The sequence below is a fragment of the Priestia sp. 40 genome (assembly GCF_049368575.1).
GTDB classification, from domain to species: domain Bacteria; phylum Bacillota; class Bacilli; order Bacillales; family Bacillaceae_H; genus Priestia; species Priestia zanthoxyli.
The window spans coordinates 1-15,728 of record NZ_JBMPZA010000012.1; the positions used below are offsets into that span (position 1 = coordinate 1).

The window sequence follows — 15,728 nt, forward strand, 5'->3', positions numbered from 1 at the left end:
GAAAAAACCGATATTAACACCTACTAGAAGCTGAGGGACTGCGTTTTCGCATTTATCGTGAAACGCTTTCGCGTTTTTCGTGCGCCGCTTCAACGGCATTCTAAAATACAGTGTGCTTACAACAAGTTTAATGCTGTTTGGCGTTTCTCTACCTTTAATGTATGTGATTCTTGGAATTTTCCTTCTTTCAATTATTTACTATGTCTTTTATGGTTCTAGACAGCTCAAAAAAGAAGCAGCCAATTCGTATCAAGAAGCATCCATTAAATAGGAGAAAAAACGGCTCGCTGTAAAGGCAAGCCGTTTTTCTTGTGAAATTAAAGGGTTGAGCGTTTTTTTGTAGAATGATATACTAGGTCTGTTTGTTGGAAGAATATACATACATTTATATTAGATAAAGAAGGGGCAATTATGATGAACAAACGTAATACAATCATTATCACGGTTGTTTCATCTATTCTGTTATCAGCCTGTCAGCAAGAAGAGACAATAAAAGACGGAAATACAATGATAGTAGAAAAAGATGCAAAAAAAGTACTAAATGAACCAAAAACACAGGTAGAAAGCATTCAATCGATTGATTTAGATAAAGAAGCAATGACCGGAAAATTTATTACAGCGTGGATGACTGATTACTTTTCAGCGTTTGGAAAAGCAGTTGATCAAAACTCCTTTGATGATCTAAAAGCTTTTTTGAAAACAGACAGTTCTTTTTATAAAGAGCAGAACCTTCTTGTTGAAAATTTCACACGCCAAGGCATCGAGCAGAAGAAGCAAACGTTTCATATTGTCAATTGGTATGAAGAACCTAACCATGTGTTCAAAATACAAACCCACGAAGAAAGCTTATTAAAGCAGCCGGGTAAAGATCCTTATACTAAAATTTGTGACCGCCTTTATACAGCCGTTTATCAAAACGATACGTTAAAGTTATCTAGTGTAGAACCATTTGACTTTTCATCTAAACCAAATGCAAGCACTGAAACTCCCACTACACAAACAACAGATTTACACGACTACGATGGAAAATGGACCACTGGCAATGATAACGGATCTCCTATCATTCAATTTCTTGCTACATCCAACTCGGAAGCAACGATTAAAATAAATTCGTACCAGCCACCTAGCAAAATCCGCGTGTCAACCGTTGAACAAAAAAATATTCGCTTTGAAAATAACCAAGCAGCCATTGAATATGAAAATGATGGACAAGGAAATAAAGGAACAATTGTCATTACGCTCAAAGAAAATTCGATTTCATTACTTGCTAAAACAGATCAAAATAAAAAGGCAAAGTGGGGAATTCCAAGCGGTGATTACGTGCTCGATACGTTTGAGAATTAAAGATCATTTTTAAAACAGACTAAATTCGGCATTGAGGAGGACACCTTATGCATAAAAAATGGACGATTGCATTCGTTCTACTGCTGCTAATGGTTTTGACAGCCTGTGAAGAAAAAGAAACAGTTAAGTTATCCAAACCAACCGAACCTTCCTCAGATGAAGTGATCCCAAAAGATCAAGCTAAGTCATCTCTTCCACCTGATCTTGTATCAGAAAAAAAAGCAGAAAAAACTGCGGTTGAGACGATGAACAAAATTTCAAGTACCTATAAAGAATTAGGTGAAGAGTATGAATGGGAAAATGAATCTAACCCTGCTGATTATGAAACGCTAAAAAAAGCGCTAACGCCATATGCGACATCGTCTTTAATTGCAACAAAGTTAAAAAGTATCTCTACTAACTATTACTGCAAAGAATGTAATATGAGCTTTTTTCCTGATGTAACTCACCTTATTCGCTTTGAACTTATTAACAACCACGCTGGACAATTTTCAGTATCAGCCATTGAGCCAATTAGTAAAGAAGGAAGCGGCGGCCTGACCATTTACATGAATTTTAAATACGTTAATAAGCACTGGAAGTTAAATGAATGGGATGAAGTTACCTATCATCAAAAATACCTGAACATTACGGCCGATGAATATATAGAATACGTAAAGTCAATTAATCCTTCGAGTGATATTTCATACCAAGGTGAAACCACTCGTACAAATGAAAAAGGGGAAAAGGAAGAAATTTTGATTTTTAAAGAGAACAATAAAAAATATGCCATCAGCAAAATCAGCTCTCAGCGAATCGACGATTTTACCGAAGGTGAAAAAGAAAAAGAAGAGAAGGATGAAAAAGATTTTAATTTAAAAAACATCCAAAAGGTTGATCAAGAAACAGCAGATATTTTTATTGAACATTATTTGCAAGATTTAACAAAGTCCATTAACACGAATAAATTTGAACACGTACAGCCTTATATCCAGCGGGATAGTGTTTTATGGAATGATCAAAAGCAACTTGTGAAAATGCTGTATGAAAGAGACATTCGAGAAGAACTCGTTGATTATTCGGTATTAGACGTGGAATCTGTGAGTGAAGAAGAGGACGAAGCGGTCTATACAATCCAAACGAAAGAAGTCATTTCCATTACAACGAACGGTCAAAGTCAAGAAAAAGAGTATTACCGAACGTATACCGTTTCTTACAGCAACAAACAGCTGCACCTGACTAAAATTGAATCACTTTAAAAAACATCACGCCAAGCGTGATGTTTTTATTTGTAAAGAGGCTCCTTTGAGGACGTCAATCTAATTTACTGATTATCCAAAGTCAGTACCGCTTAAACTTCTAATAGTGTTCTTCAAACATTACTGTATAACACAAATAGAATCCTTTAGTTAACTAACGCAAGATAACTCTTCCTTATCAAGCGTTTATATGATAAAGTAGAAAAATAAGCAGAAAATAGAATAAATTTTACATATAATGGATATTTGTGTTGAAATCTTTAAAAACCGGCTTTCTAAATTAAGTTTTGAGAGGTTTTTGAAAACTTTTAATGGTATTTGTTGCGAATAAATAAAAATTCGTTATATTTAATTCTGGTTCGTTTAAAAAGTATATCTTCGTTTTTTATAATTAGGAGGGGTAAAATGGAAGAATTTGAATTGTCGCCTGCGAAAAATTCGTTTCGCCAGCTAAAAGAGCAGTGGGAAGAGGCAGAGCTGTTAGATGAAGATAACAACTTGAATTTAAAGCACGTTTCAGATGAAGAATTTATTCAGCTCTTTTTTTCAATGCGTATTATTAAAAAATCACTTTCTCCTCATACGATCAGATCTTACAATCAAGACATGAAAACGATTCTGTCTTTTTTCTACGAACGAGAGATTACATTAAAATCGATTGGATTTATGGAAGTCAAATTATTTAATGAAGAAATGATGAATCAATATGCAAATCGAACTGCTGCAAGAAAGCTAGAATTTTTTAGAAGAATGCTAGAGTTTGGACACGCTACTCATTTTTATCCTTCGCTGTATACCACATGGATTGAAAAGCCATCTATTGCAAAAGGACATTACAGTGATAAAGAAAAACAAAATCGTACTGAGTACCGAGAGCTAACCGATCGCGAAGCACAGGTAATTGTAAATGCGTTAGAATCCGTCGTGCGCATTCGCCAACATGAAAAGGAATTCAAAGCGCGCAACCGCTTAATGGGAATGCTTTTGTATATGAGTGGAATGCGTTCAAGTGAACTGCTGAGTTTAAATTGGGGAAGCTTCCGCGAAGACCGCCGCGGAAATTTGGTTGTAGATGTGATTGGTAAAGGAAAAAAAGAACGGACTATTCCCGTGTTTGATGATGTGAAAGAAACGCTTTTCACTTACCGGCAAGCGTTAAATGAAAGCACCGAACTAAGTCCTTTTAATACTGAACCGCTTTTTTATTCCATTAAAGAGTACTATCGTACCGGCGAAAAGAAGCGATTATCCTATACAACGTTGTATCGAACGATTAAATCAGCTGTTTATAAAGTAAAAGGAAACGCGTCTATTTCTCCTCATTGGTTTCGTCATACCTTTATTACAAACAGTTTAGCTAATGACGTTCCGCTTGCGGTTGTGAAGCAAGTAGTAGGGCACTCTTCTATTGCTACAACGAACGTTTATCTTGAAAAACTTCAAGAGGATACGGTATACGACGCGTTTCGAAAGTCGGGTTATCGCTAATTACTTATAATATTTTTATGTAAACTAAAAACAAATAGATTTTCATTTTTACTGCTTATGCGTATGAAATAAGTTGTATAAATGAATAAGTTACTTTTCCTACAATATAATGGTAGAAAGTCGATAAAGGAGGGAGCTACCTATGACGGCTAAACATCCGCTTCACTACCATTTCGGAGAAGTAACGGAGCTTTTTCATTACATATACGAAGTTTGTGAAACAGCAGGTATTTATATTGACTGGAGCGGAACAGCCCAAACCGTTCAGCTATATCGAAGCAAAGAGTCTTTTTTATCCGGAGAACGCTACATCGGAGCGATTCAGTATGAGGGAAGCAATCAGTTTCAAAAAAGATGGCCTTCTACCGTCAGTTTGAGATTTCGACGTGCGAACTTGTCGTTTATTTTAAAATATTGTTTAGAACAAATTGAAGACTACCGCAAAGACACAAACAAAGAACCCTTCATTAATCCAAATGCAGAATCCATCGCGTTTAAATTCACCTCTTTAACAGATGAAACCAAACAAGTGATTTCAAAAATAAAAGAAGTACTATGCATCGCCAACTACGTGTAAAACCCCGCAGAATGTTAGCTGTGGGGTTTTGGGTATTTAACGCAGGTCTTCTGTGTCTTGAAGCAATTGTTCGGCGCGGTATTCAAGTTTTTGTAAAGTTTCGGTGTAAATTTTAACCTGCTGCTCGTTTAATTCGGACGTTAATTCGAAAAATACCTGTTCTACAGCAGGCGTCACTTCTGTTTTTAAACGCAGGCCGTCTTCTGTTATTTGAATAAAAAACGAGCGGCGATCTTCTGGATTCCTAACACGCTGAATCCAATTTTGTTTTTCTAGTAAATCTAAAATTTTAGTCAGCGTCGCTTGATCTTTATCTGCTCGCTCAGCTAATTGCTTCTGTGTACTATATTCAGCTTCTGATACGCGTTTTAAAACGGTCCACTGTTCTGGCGTAATTCCAAAAGGGCGCAAGCGTGCGGCAACCACTCTACTTAAGCGCTTACTTGTACGAACCGTGGGAATGCCGAATATTTCTTCTAACGATTCCATATAAAACCTCCTGCATACATACATGCTGTGATTATATCAGCTGTTTTTATTTCTGTAAATTTGTTTATAAAAGTGACGCTTTATAAAAAGAAATTTACAGAATAAATCGCAAATACACTAGACTTATTGGGTGTATCCTTGTAATCTAGTGTAAGAATAGTTAAACTTTTTCAAAAACAGTAGGAGGTACACACATCCATGATTAAAGCGGTATTTTTCGACCTAGATGACACGCTACTTTGGGATCAAAAAAGCGTAAAAGAAGCATTCGTTGCAACATGTACATATGCAAGTGAGAAATATAATCTAAAACCTGAAGAACTAGAAGAAGCGGTGCGTAAGGAAGCAAGGGAATTATATGCTTCGTATGAAACCTATGAATTTACGCAAATGATCGGCATTAATCCATTTGAAGGATTATGGGGGAATTTTTTAGACGATCATGATGAATTCCGCAAAATGAAAGATATTGTTCCTACTTATCGCAAAGAAGCTTGGACTCGAGGTCTTCGTGCTTTAGGAATTCACGATGATTCTTTTGGAGCAGAGCTAGCCGAGCGTTTTCCATTAGAGCGCCGCAAAACACCGTTTGTATACGAAGAAACGTTTGAAGTGCTTGATCAATTAAAAGGAAAGTACAAGCTGCTGCTGTTAACAAACGGTTCACCTGACTTACAAAATACCAAATTAGATATTACATCAGAACTAGTTCCATATTTTGATGAGATTGTGATTTCAGGTGCATTTGGCCGCGGTAAGCCTGATCCATCTATTTTCGACCATGCTTTATCACTTATGGATTTAAAGAAAGATGAGGCGATTATGGTTGGAGATAATTTAATGACAGATATACTGGGTTCTTCTCGCGTTGGAATGAAATCTGTATGGATTAATCGTCACGATAAAGAGCGAAATGAAGTCATTCCTACTTATGAAATTACCCATTTAAGTGAACTGCATTCAATTTTAGATGAACTAAATTCATAATACGAACGAACAAGCAAAAAGAGGCGGAAATCGTCTCTTTTTTGTTATAGAAATAAGTACAGAAGTCTCTGCAGGTCCTATATCCATTCCAAATCTCACTGATTTTATTCACATTGTACCAATCTTATCCTTGATTACCATATAAATACCATGTAGCATAGTATATAGACTAGTCATTGGAGGAATAACATGAAGAAAATAGTTACCAGAAGCCTTGTAGCGGCTGTTTTGTTCACAAGTCTCGCCGCTTGTGAAGACAAACAAGGCGATACGCACGTCACTTACAAAAACCCTCAACCTAAACATGCCCCTGGAGCAGACACCATTTCAGCAGCCGATGAAACGATGGCACCTGTAAGTCGGGTAGCTCAAGAAGATGAAACCGATGATCGATTAGCATTTGGAGAACGATCAAAACACGGTCAATATTATGTGTCCACAACGGATGCGCAATTTTATCCTGTTAAAGGAGCTAAACAAGTAAACACCCAGTACATTGTCGTATCCGTTCAGTTTCAGCGAACACCTAATGAACATTCGACTGTAGTATTAAACGACACGACGTTTACATTACAAGACACAGCAACTTATCAAACCTACGAACCGTCTGATGGAGGGAATTTATCGACAGAAACCCCGCACACCGTGTGGACAGCTTTTTCATCACCGTCACTATCTGACGACGAACCGCTTAACCTCGATGTTGCATTTAAAATTCCAAAAAAGGCCAACCATACGTATAACCTGTTAGTTACACAGCAATCAGAACGAGCGGATGTGTTTAAGTTTGAAGAAGCTAAACAAGATTATTAATTACATACCGAAAAAAACGCCTGTCTTTTGTTGTATAGAAAAAGAAGGCGTTTTTTTGTAAAACCATCTTGTTTCTCATAGAAAGAGCAAACGATACTACAACTCCTGAATAAAAAGAAGGAATATACAAGGGAAGCGGAGCAAACGATAGACATAAAACGCGTTAGTGTAGTCAAGTTCAAAAAGAACGTGTATTATTGTAACTGCTGGTAACAAAAGATAGACATAAAATATAAATAACAAAGTTATGAGAAAGGAAAAGGTGCGTACATCACGTTAAAGACATATGAATGATAAACATACAAAAACAACTACTGAATTTAGTAATAAAAAAATAAACATGCATTTGAATAGAAAGCTATCCGCGGCTATTATAGCTGCGTTTCTTTTTGCTTTGCTTTTTTGTTTTATACCCGGGATAAAAGAGTCAATTCCCAATTTCACTATAAAGAAAAACGGTTCGCATTTCATCGAATTATTTCCTTTATACCTTTTATTCTTTACGCCCTTCTTTTTAATAATGGGGACGTTGGGCACGGTTATCGTTGATTTATTAGTCAGTGCTTTTGTAAAAGACCGTAGTAAAAAAATTGATTTTGTCCTATCCTTCATATTCCATGCCATTTTTGGATTTTTAATGTTTGAATTTGGAATGATAGGAATTGTTCTTATTTTTGTTGTTGATCGTATACTTTCAATCCGTAAAGAAAACTATTCTTATTTATATCCACTGGGTTGCTTAGTACTGTCGGCCATTATTGGAACTCTCGTCTACTTCATTTTTACTATCGTTTAATAAAAAATAATAAAAAAGAGACCCAGTTGTTAGACTATATCTAACTTTTCAGGGTCTCTTTTTTGTTTTTTCTTGAAAGTTTGATTTACTTACTATGCGAACGTTTGGTAAATCAAAAAGATATTTAAACAAATGACTAATGCAGCTATCACCCAAGCTACAGACGTTGTAGCTTTATGATTAACCAATCCGCCCATGATTTTTTTATTACTTGTGAACATGATAAGAGGTACAAGCGCAAATGCAATTCCGAACGATAAAATAACTTGACTGACAACTAGTGCACTTGTTGGATTAACGCCAAGCCCAATAATCAAAAGCGGCGGAATAATTGTAATAAACCGGCGAAGATATAAAGGAATTCTCCGTTTAATAAACCCTTGCATGATGACATCTCCAGACATCGTTCCGACCGAAGAGCTTGAAAGTCCTGAAGATAATAATCCAACACCGAACGCAATAGCTGCAAAGGGACCAATTAAATGTTCAAATTGTGTAAAAGCCACGTCCAAATCTTGCACGTTTAGTCCGTTTTTAAAGAATAGAGCGGCTGCGACAATCAGCATGCTTGCATTAATTGCACCAGCAATAATCATGGCAATAACAATATCAATAAATTCAAAGCGGAAGATCGCTTTTTTCTCCGCTTCAGTAGTTCCTACCACGCGTCGCTGTGTAAGAGCTGAGTGCAAATAAATTGCGTGCGGCATAACTGTAGCACCTAAAATTCCCGAAGCCAATAGAACGCTGTCTGTTCCGTGAAACTGAGGGACGAATAAGCCATGGACAACACTTGCACCGTCTGGGTGTGCAAGAAACATTTGGGTCCCGAAAGCTAATACCACAATAAAAACCATCGCCGCAATAGCTGCTTCTAGCAGTCGAACACCTCGTCTTTGCAATTCTAAAATAGCAAAAGAACCTACCGCTGCGATAAGTGCAGCTGGGAACAAAGGAATATGAAATAATAAATAAATGCCAAGAGCAGCCCCAATAAATTCTGCTAAATCCGTCGCCATAATGACCAATTCCCCTTGTATCCAAAGCCCAAAAGAAACGAAGGATGGGAAGTGTTCTTGTGCTATCTCAGGTAAATTCAGGCCCGTTGCAATACCCAATTTAGCTGACAACGATTGAATTAAGACAGCCATTAAGTTAGAAATTAATACAACCCAAAGCAGCATGTATCCGTATTGAGATCCTGCTGCAATGTTAGTAGCAAAATTCCCTGGGTCAATATAGGCAACCGCTGCGATAAAAGCAGGCCCTAAGAAAGGCAATAATCGCTTAATTCCTTTTGTTTTACCCGACAATACGTCTTGAGCACTTAGCTGCATAGCTGATAATGCTTTACTGCCGTTTTGATCTTTCATGTCTAGTGCTCCTTTCTTTGATGAACAACAAATAGCCCAAGCTAATTTTTTTATATGAAGTATAAAATGTTTCCTTAATGCAAATTATATGCTAGCAAAGGTTCTTTTGACAATAAAAAAGTTTATTAAAAAATATAGACGATTTCCAAGTGATTTTTATCCTGTTTGGCACAACTCTTTAAATGCACAGCCGTGACAGGAGGCAGGCGTATCTGCTTTAGGAAAATGCTCAAGCGGAAGAGGCTGATTTACCTCTGAGTCTTCCAAAAAAGTTTTCATATAATCAATGCTTGTATCAACTTGCCAAAGAATGGCTTCAATTTCGTGAAGGGTAAGCTGATACGTACGCGAACTGCCCGAAAGCAAGTATTCGTTTCGGACTTTTATCCGATCAACGGAAATATTGTATTCGGCTAGCACGTAGAGGGCGTATATCGCCAGTTGAAACAAATCATCTTTTGTTTGTTTACTCGTTTTCCAATCAACAATCGTAAATTCGTCTGTGACTGGATTTTTAAAAAGGGAATGAAAAGGCGCATATACTTTATGATCATACACATTTATAGAACGAAACGACTGAGGAGAAGCTACTTCTAAAGAAGGTGAAGACACCACGTCGCAAAACGATTTACTTTGTAAAAAGTTATGTACACAAATGTGTACCCGCTTTTGCATATCTTTAAGATCTTTTTTAGAAATATAGCCGTTTTCGTAGAATTCTAAAAGCATCTTATACTGAGCAGGCTTATGATACCAAAGCTCTCCATAGTCAGTAGAATCACGCAGTGCGTTATTTAGTAGCTGCTGTACTTTCTTCACTAAATTTTGTTCATCCGGGACAAGCTGTGTAGATGTATAGTCAGAAATGGCTTCTGTAATCACTTGACGGACGGCTTGTCCTGCGTACATAGATAAAGTAGAAACCTTTTTTAAACGATAAGCGCTTTGAGACTGTGCAGAAGCGCTGTCAAGCCATCCATTGTGTGAGACATAATAATGATATGCATACTTTCGTTTGCACTGTGTGATCATTTTATGCCTGGAATAGGACCATGAAAATTCAGGGAAATCAGTGATTTGAAACAAGCTATTCACATCCTTTTTCAAAAACTGCGCATAGGTTGGTCTATTAGTGTATTCGTACATGAGTTAAAATAGACTAAAAATGTAGAGAGTGAATAGCTACGCATGCATATTATTTTGTGGATTCTCGCGAAATATGTATAAATAGAAAAAACTATTTAAAAATTGATTGCTTTTTTCCATGGCGGATGTTATATTAATAAAGCGATGAGCTAATTTGTGTAAGTCGAAGGACATGCTTTCGAGCTAAACGTGTGAATGTGGTCACACGGTCCCCGCCACAAACGCATCAAAGACGTCCTGCGTGGACGTCTTTTTCATTTTATAAAAAAGAGAGCATATTGCTCTCTTTTTTTGTGATAACTTTTTGATCGCTTCTATAATTTCTGCCCCTTTTACTTACTGCAACCAAACTTACTGTATTTGCACATTTGCCGCATATTGCATGGTTCCTCTTGTAGAGTTAATCACGATATCTACAACGTAAAAACCTTAATTTTTAGGAATCTTAAATTCATTATTTTTGACAAACAGCTTGGTTTTTTCGCCGTTATTTTTCCATATATGCACGTTCACGCCGCGAATATAAGCGCCGTCTAGGTTGGAAAAATGGAGCTTAACTGATTGCTGCTGCTTCAATGGTATGCTTTTTTGCTGCGATATGTATGTATATAAATCATATACATTTATTTCTTTTTTTGTTGTTGAACGGCCGTTTGACCAGTTAATAGAACCTTTGTGAAGGTGATAGGTATGTTCGTTGACCACAAGCGCAGCTTCAGGTTTGTTTTGATCGTATTCTTCCTCTAGAAAGAAAGCACTGTTCTTAAGTAAAAGTAAGAAGAACACCATAACAGCCCCTAGACCGCTTAAGACATATACACCACATTTTGCGGGTTGTACTTTCATAATAATTTCCTTTCACAGACCAATAATTAAGGAGGATAGGTACATAAAATTTCCACTTTTTCTATTCTAAACGATTATAAATAAAATTACATTTATTGCTTTCTTTCTTCACAAAAAACAGGATAATAGTCATGTGTTTTCTATAAAAGGTCTCCTTAGATCCAATTCAAACCCATATAAAAGGAAGATAAATGGAAATTAAAAGAGGGAATCTAAAAAATTTACAGAAGTTGATAAGTGATTTAAAATTATACAGAGGAAAAAAGGATTTCAAAAAAAGGGAGATTAGTAGGTTTTTCGTTCTACCGCAGCTACTTAAAAAGCCGTATTTTTCGTAAGAAACTGTAAAGCTATATTTTATAAAGGTGAACCAATACATATACAAACAAAAGGGACACACAAAAAGGGGGATCAGCATGCAAATTAGAGAACTAGAATTACATGATGCTGCAAACTTTGTAGATTTGCTTAAACAGATTGAAGAAGAAAGTAAGTTTATGCTGTTCGAAAGCGGAGAGCGAAAGTTGAGTACAGATCAGCAGGAGAAAAACATCGAAATCTTTAAGCAGCAGCCAAACTCTACGATTATTGTAGCAGAAGAAAACGAGATGCTTGTGGGATATATAGCTGCAACAGGGGGCGAAGCTAACCGAAACGCTCACATCGCTTCTTTGACATTAGGTATTCGAAAGACGTTTCAAAATCAAGGGATTGGGACAGCTTTAATCGGTGCACTTGAAGAATGGGCGAGAGAACACCATATTCATCGTCTTGAACTGACAGTCGCTATACAGCATGAAAAGGCTCTTTCTTTGTATGATAAAGTAGGATTCGAAATTGAAGGAACAAAAAAACATTCACTGCGAATTGGCGGTTTGTTTATTGATGAGTACTATATGTCTAAATTGCTCAACTAAAAAAAGAAACGACGTTTAAAGACGCCGTTTCTTTTTTTAACTTCCTCTATAAATTTGGTACCCCCACGGTGACACAAGTAAAGGGATATGATAGTGTTCTTGTTCAGAAGACAATCCGACTCGAACAGAAACTTGATTTAAAAAGGGCGGATTTGTTGTTTGGACCTCTTGTTTTTTATAATATTCCCCAATGTGAAACAAAAGTTCATAATCTCCTGACTCAAACGCTTCAGAAGAGAAGAGCGGAGTTATTAACCTCCCGTCTTCATTTGTAGTACCATGAGAAAGCTTTATTCGTTTACTTTCCGACTGGATGTGATATAAATCAACTTTGACAAAAGCAGCCGGACATCCGTGGGTGAGGTCTAAAATATGCGTTGTAATTTTAGTCATGCTCGTTTCTTTGTCTCCTTATCTTCAGTAATTTTATCAGTTAAGCGAAAGAAAGCAATTTTATATACTTCTTCTAACGCTGTAGCAAACTCCGTTTGTTTGGTATTTTTTAAGCGACTTTGCATTGCCTCGTAAATATCTTCTTTTTGTTTACCTCGTACTGCCAAAATAAAAGGGAAAGGAAACTTCTCCATATACATTCCATTAAGAGAAGAAAACTGTTCATACTCATTTTGTGTTAAGTTTTGTAAGCCTGCTTTTGTTTGTTCTTCAGTAGAAGCAGATGTCATAGCGATATTTTCACCTAGATTTGGATGAGCTTGCAGCAGCTTAAGCTGTTTTTCTACAGATGCTTGCGCTACAATTTCTTTCATCTTTCCATGAAGTTGTTCAACGGAAGAGAAAGGGCGCTTAGAATAAGCCTCTTCTGCAACCCAAGGTGAATGTTCAAATATATCACCAACTAATGAGACAAAATGCTGCTTGCTAAGCTGGTTTACATACTGCACAGATACATTAATCATACTAAACCACCTTTATTTTACTTCTGAATAATCTGTCTTTTCTAAAGAGACAGAAGGTACTTTTCGTTCAACCGATGCGTTAAAAAAGAGATTTAATAAAATTGCAGCCAAGCTTCCCGTAATAACTCCATCACTTACAATTACGCGCAAAGCATTTGGGAGCTGGGCGAATAAATCAGGTACCACCGTTACACCAAGGCCAAGGGAAAGAGAGCACGCAATAATCAGCAAATTTTCTTGTTTGGCCAAATCAACAGCACTTAGCATTTTGATGCCTGATGAAATAACTAAACCGAACAACACGACCATTGCTCCTCCTAAAACAGGGGTGGGAATAATGGTTGTAAAAGCAGCTATTTTCGGAACAAGCCCCAGTAATACGAGAATGAAGCCGGCTACTACCACTACATTTTTTGTTTTTACTTTCGATAATTGAACCAGTCCTACATTCTGAGCGAATGTATTGTAAGGGAAAGCATTAAATAGTCCTCCAAGGACAATGGCGATTCCTTCTGCACGGTAGCCTTTTGCAAAATCTTTTTCCTCTAATTCCCGATCACACAGCTTTCCTAACGCTAAAAATACGCCTGTAGACTCAATAATAATGACCAAGCATACGAGAATCATTGTTAAAATAGGGCCGATTTCAAAAGTAGGCATCCCGAAATAAAAAGGAGTGGGAATGTGGAGCCAAGAAGCTTCATTAAAATTAGTGAAATCAACTTTTCCCATTAATACAGCGGCTATTGTTCCAACTACAATTCCAATCAACACAGAAAGAGAACGAAGAAAACCGCTGAAAAATCGATTTAAAATTAAAATAAGCGCTAGCACACCAAAAGAAAGAAGAAGATTAGAAAGAGAACCAAAATCTTTGCTTCCCACTCCTCCTGCCATATTTCGGACAGCGGATGGTACAAGCGATAAACCAATCATCGTCACAACCGTTCCGGTGACAACGGGAGGGAAAAATTTAATAATTTTCCCTAAAAAACTTGCTGCCAGTACGATGAAAATACCACCGGCAATAATCGCTCCGTAAACAGCGCTAATTCCATATTGAGTTCCAATTACAATCATAGGAGTCACCGCTACAAATGAGCTTCCAAGTACAACAGGAAGACCAATCCCAAACCACCTGTTCGTCCAAGCCTGCAGCAGCGTAGCTAGTCCGCAGGTCAGTAAATCAATGGCTACGAGATAGGCTAAGTCATGTGCATTTAAATTTAATGCGCGTCCTACCATCAGCGGAACGAGAATGGCACCTGCATACATAGCGAGTACGTGCTGTAATCCTAATGAAGCTAGTCGAAACGGTCGATTTTGGTTATTCACCTAAAAACCTCCTTTAATTATATCACATGTAATGTTAATAAATATTACATTTAGAATGATACATTAATAGTAAAATGTTTTTTAAGGGATGTCATTAGTCAAGTTGACCAAAAACAGAGGTTTCAATATCTACTTTTTTACAATATATAGAGAAGTAGGTAAGCTATCGTGTAAAAAGATGTTACATTTATTTTTTAGTACCAGATATTAATATCAAGTGATATAATTTTGTATATATTTTCAAATAATAGAGGGAAGAGGAAATGTTTATGTATAATCTTGCGGCTCACGCATGTAAATTTTTATTAAAAAGAAGAGGTAAGCTTTACATAAGGAATAAAGAGTCTTTACCGAGGGACACAGGTTTTGTGATCGCTTGTTCGCATAAGGGATGGGTAGACGTTGTAGCGCTTGGTGCGGCTGTTTTGCCTCACCAAATTCATTTTATGGCAAAAAAGGAGCTTTTTAATCATATACTCACTAGTAATGTATTAAAAAAACTTAACGCATTCCCAGTAGATCGTAACAACCCGGGACCCAGCAGCATTAAAACACCTATTAAATTAGCAAAAGAAGGACATATCGTCGGGATTTTCCCTAGCGGGACGCGAACAGAGGAAGACGTTCCCTTAAAAAGAGGAGCAGTCACTATAGCAAGTATGGCAAAGGTTCCTATTGTACCCGCAGTTTACAAAGGACCCACAAATGTAAAAGTGATATTTTCAAAAGATCCCATTGTCATTTCCTTTGGTAAGCCCATCTATCTTGCTGAAGGGAAACTTACAAAAAATCGGCTCGCGGACGTGTCAAATCATTTAACAGCTTCGATTCGTGCGTTAGAGGAAACAGAAAAATAACTTCATAGCGGAGGTGCATCATGAAGGATTGGGTACAGAGAAAGCTAAACGATGTGATTAGTGATGATGTGCAGGCGAAAATGAAAGAAAAGATGGCTGAAAGCGGTGTAACCGTTCCTATATCCGCTTCTATGCTCATGCGAATTTTTCAAAAACAAATGACAAAGCAAGATCAAATTCAGCAATTTTCTATTTCATTTCAAGACTCCTATATTCACGTGAATGGAATTATTAAAAAATTTCTGGTGAGAATTCCGTTTTCCATTGTGCTAGAACCTCTTGAAGCAAAAGAACGTACGCTTTTATTCAAAATTCATGAAATGAAACCTCTTAATCAAAATTGGATCAACTATCGAATTTTTCATAAGCCGCCTGTTACTACGTATGAAAAAAAACAAATTCATATCAATCTCAATGAAATTGATAAAATAAAGGTCATTCCAGTAGGGAAAATCAAACAATTTTCAATACAAGATGAAAAGCTTCGAGTGAAAATTGGTTTATAAATGGTTGTAAATAAAATGTAGAAATAGTTTTTTTAGAAAGAAAACCTTTTCAGTTCAGCACTTAATTCGATTAGGTGCTATTTCTTTATAATTTTTATA

The 15,728-nt window shown here is 36.8% G+C and carries 18 protein-coding genes; 11 read left to right on the top strand and 7 right to left on the bottom strand.

Annotation, left to right across the window (positions count from 1 at the left end; genetic code table 11):
* Positions 1-112: 112 nt before the first annotated feature.
* The 5 genes from ACO1DI_RS12815 (at position 113) to ACO1DI_RS12835 (ending at position 4,647) form a co-directional block, all read left to right on the top strand.
* Positions 113-271: a hypothetical protein gene (locus ACO1DI_RS12815; protein WP_423145344.1), complete on the top strand. Its 159-nt coding sequence runs from the start codon at positions 113-115 to the stop codon at positions 269-271.
* A gap of 143 nt (positions 272-414) precedes the next feature.
* A complete protein-coding gene (locus ACO1DI_RS12820; RefSeq protein ID WP_226701276.1) occupies positions 415-1,344 on the top strand; it encodes a TcaA NTF2-like domain-containing protein in 930 nt (309 codons plus the stop codon).
* A gap of 47 nt (positions 1,345-1,391) precedes the next feature.
* Positions 1,392-2,582 (top strand): TcaA NTF2-like domain-containing protein, encoded by a 1,191-nt coding sequence (locus ACO1DI_RS12825; RefSeq protein WP_014459906.1) that lies wholly within the window; start codon positions 1,392-1,394, stop codon positions 2,580-2,582.
* Between the two features lie 405 nt (positions 2,583-2,987).
* On the top strand, positions 2,988-4,070 hold the full coding sequence (locus ACO1DI_RS12830) for a tyrosine-type recombinase/integrase (protein ID WP_014459907.1): 1,083 nt from the start codon (positions 2,988-2,990) through the stop codon (positions 4,068-4,070).
* Between the two features lie 142 nt (positions 4,071-4,212).
* Positions 4,213-4,647, top strand: a complete 435-nt coding sequence (locus ACO1DI_RS12835; protein ID WP_013083346.1) for a hypothetical protein — start codon at positions 4,213-4,215, stop codon at positions 4,645-4,647.
* 36 nt (positions 4,648-4,683) lie between these two features.
* Here the strand turns inward: ACO1DI_RS12835 and ACO1DI_RS12840 are convergent, their stop codons facing one another.
* Positions 4,684-5,136 (bottom strand): MarR family winged helix-turn-helix transcriptional regulator, encoded by a 453-nt coding sequence (locus ACO1DI_RS12840; protein WP_014459908.1) that lies wholly within the window; start codon positions 5,134-5,136, stop codon positions 4,684-4,686.
* 198 nt (positions 5,137-5,334) lie between these two features.
* Between ACO1DI_RS12840 and ACO1DI_RS12845 the strand changes: the two genes are divergently transcribed.
* From ACO1DI_RS12845 to ACO1DI_RS12855, 3 genes are all read left to right on the top strand, one after another.
* Positions 5,335-6,123 carry an HAD family hydrolase gene (locus ACO1DI_RS12845; protein ID WP_140450929.1) on the top strand — a complete coding sequence of 263 codons (789 nt, stop codon included), beginning with the start codon at positions 5,335-5,337 and terminating at the stop codon, positions 6,121-6,123.
* Positions 6,124-6,312: 189 nt separating this feature from the next.
* Positions 6,313-6,936: a hypothetical protein gene (locus tag ACO1DI_RS12850; protein ID WP_140450928.1), complete on the top strand. Its 624-nt coding sequence runs from the start codon at positions 6,313-6,315 to the stop codon at positions 6,934-6,936.
* Positions 6,937-7,456: 520 nt separating this feature from the next.
* Positions 7,457-7,732 (top strand): hypothetical protein, encoded by a 276-nt coding sequence (locus ACO1DI_RS12855; protein ID WP_014459911.1) that lies wholly within the window; start codon positions 7,457-7,459, stop codon positions 7,730-7,732.
* 92 nt (positions 7,733-7,824) lie between these two features.
* On the opposite strand, the gene ACO1DI_RS12860 is transcribed toward ACO1DI_RS12855, so the two are convergent.
* From ACO1DI_RS12860 to ACO1DI_RS12870, 3 genes are all read right to left on the bottom strand, one after another.
* Positions 7,825-9,105 (bottom strand): Nramp family divalent metal transporter, encoded by a 1,281-nt coding sequence (locus ACO1DI_RS12860; RefSeq protein WP_014459912.1) that lies wholly within the window; start codon positions 9,103-9,105, stop codon positions 7,825-7,827.
* A gap of 156 nt (positions 9,106-9,261) precedes the next feature.
* The gene (locus ACO1DI_RS12865) at positions 9,262-10,191 is read right to left on the bottom strand and encodes a PD-(D/E)XK nuclease family protein (RefSeq protein ID WP_423145345.1); all 930 of its coding nucleotides are present in this window, start codon (positions 10,189-10,191) and stop codon (positions 9,262-9,264) included.
* Positions 10,192-10,680: 489 nt separating this feature from the next.
* On the bottom strand, positions 10,681-11,097 hold the full coding sequence (locus tag ACO1DI_RS12870) for a hypothetical protein (RefSeq protein WP_423145346.1): 417 nt from the start codon (positions 11,095-11,097) through the stop codon (positions 10,681-10,683).
* A gap of 416 nt (positions 11,098-11,513) precedes the next feature.
* On the opposite strand from ACO1DI_RS12870, the gene ACO1DI_RS12875 reads away from it, so the two are divergent.
* Positions 11,514-12,014 (top strand): GNAT family N-acetyltransferase, encoded by a 501-nt coding sequence (locus ACO1DI_RS12875; RefSeq protein WP_013083340.1) that lies wholly within the window; start codon positions 11,514-11,516, stop codon positions 12,012-12,014.
* Between the two features lie 36 nt (positions 12,015-12,050).
* Here ACO1DI_RS12875 and uraH read toward each other — a convergent pair whose 3' ends face one another.
* From uraH to ACO1DI_RS12890, 3 genes are read right to left on the bottom strand one after another with little or no spacing between them, the layout of a single operon-like run.
* Positions 12,051-12,407, bottom strand: coding sequence for a hydroxyisourate hydrolase (gene uraH / locus ACO1DI_RS12880; RefSeq protein WP_423145347.1), 357 nt, complete (start codon positions 12,405-12,407; stop codon positions 12,051-12,053).
* Positions 12,404-12,931 (bottom strand): 2-oxo-4-hydroxy-4-carboxy-5-ureidoimidazoline decarboxylase, encoded by a 528-nt coding sequence (gene uraD / locus ACO1DI_RS12885; protein WP_423145348.1) that lies wholly within the window; start codon positions 12,929-12,931, stop codon positions 12,404-12,406. Before uraD ends, uraH begins: the two co-directional genes overlap by 4 nt.
* 12 nt (positions 12,932-12,943) lie before the next feature.
* The gene (locus ACO1DI_RS12890) at positions 12,944-14,266 is read right to left on the bottom strand and encodes a nucleobase:cation symporter-2 family protein (protein WP_423145349.1); all 1,323 of its coding nucleotides are present in this window, start codon (positions 14,264-14,266) and stop codon (positions 12,944-12,946) included.
* 269 nt (positions 14,267-14,535) lie between these two features.
* Between ACO1DI_RS12890 and ACO1DI_RS12895 the strand changes: the two genes are divergently transcribed.
* Positions 14,536-15,123, top strand: a complete 588-nt coding sequence (locus tag ACO1DI_RS12895) for a lysophospholipid acyltransferase family protein (RefSeq protein ID WP_423145350.1) — start codon at positions 14,536-14,538, stop codon at positions 15,121-15,123.
* A gap of 20 nt (positions 15,124-15,143) precedes the next feature.
* Complete coding sequence (locus ACO1DI_RS12900; protein ID WP_423145351.1) at positions 15,144-15,629, top strand: hypothetical protein; 486 nt, start codon at positions 15,144-15,146, stop codon at positions 15,627-15,629.
* Positions 15,630-15,728 lie beyond the last annotated feature (99 nt).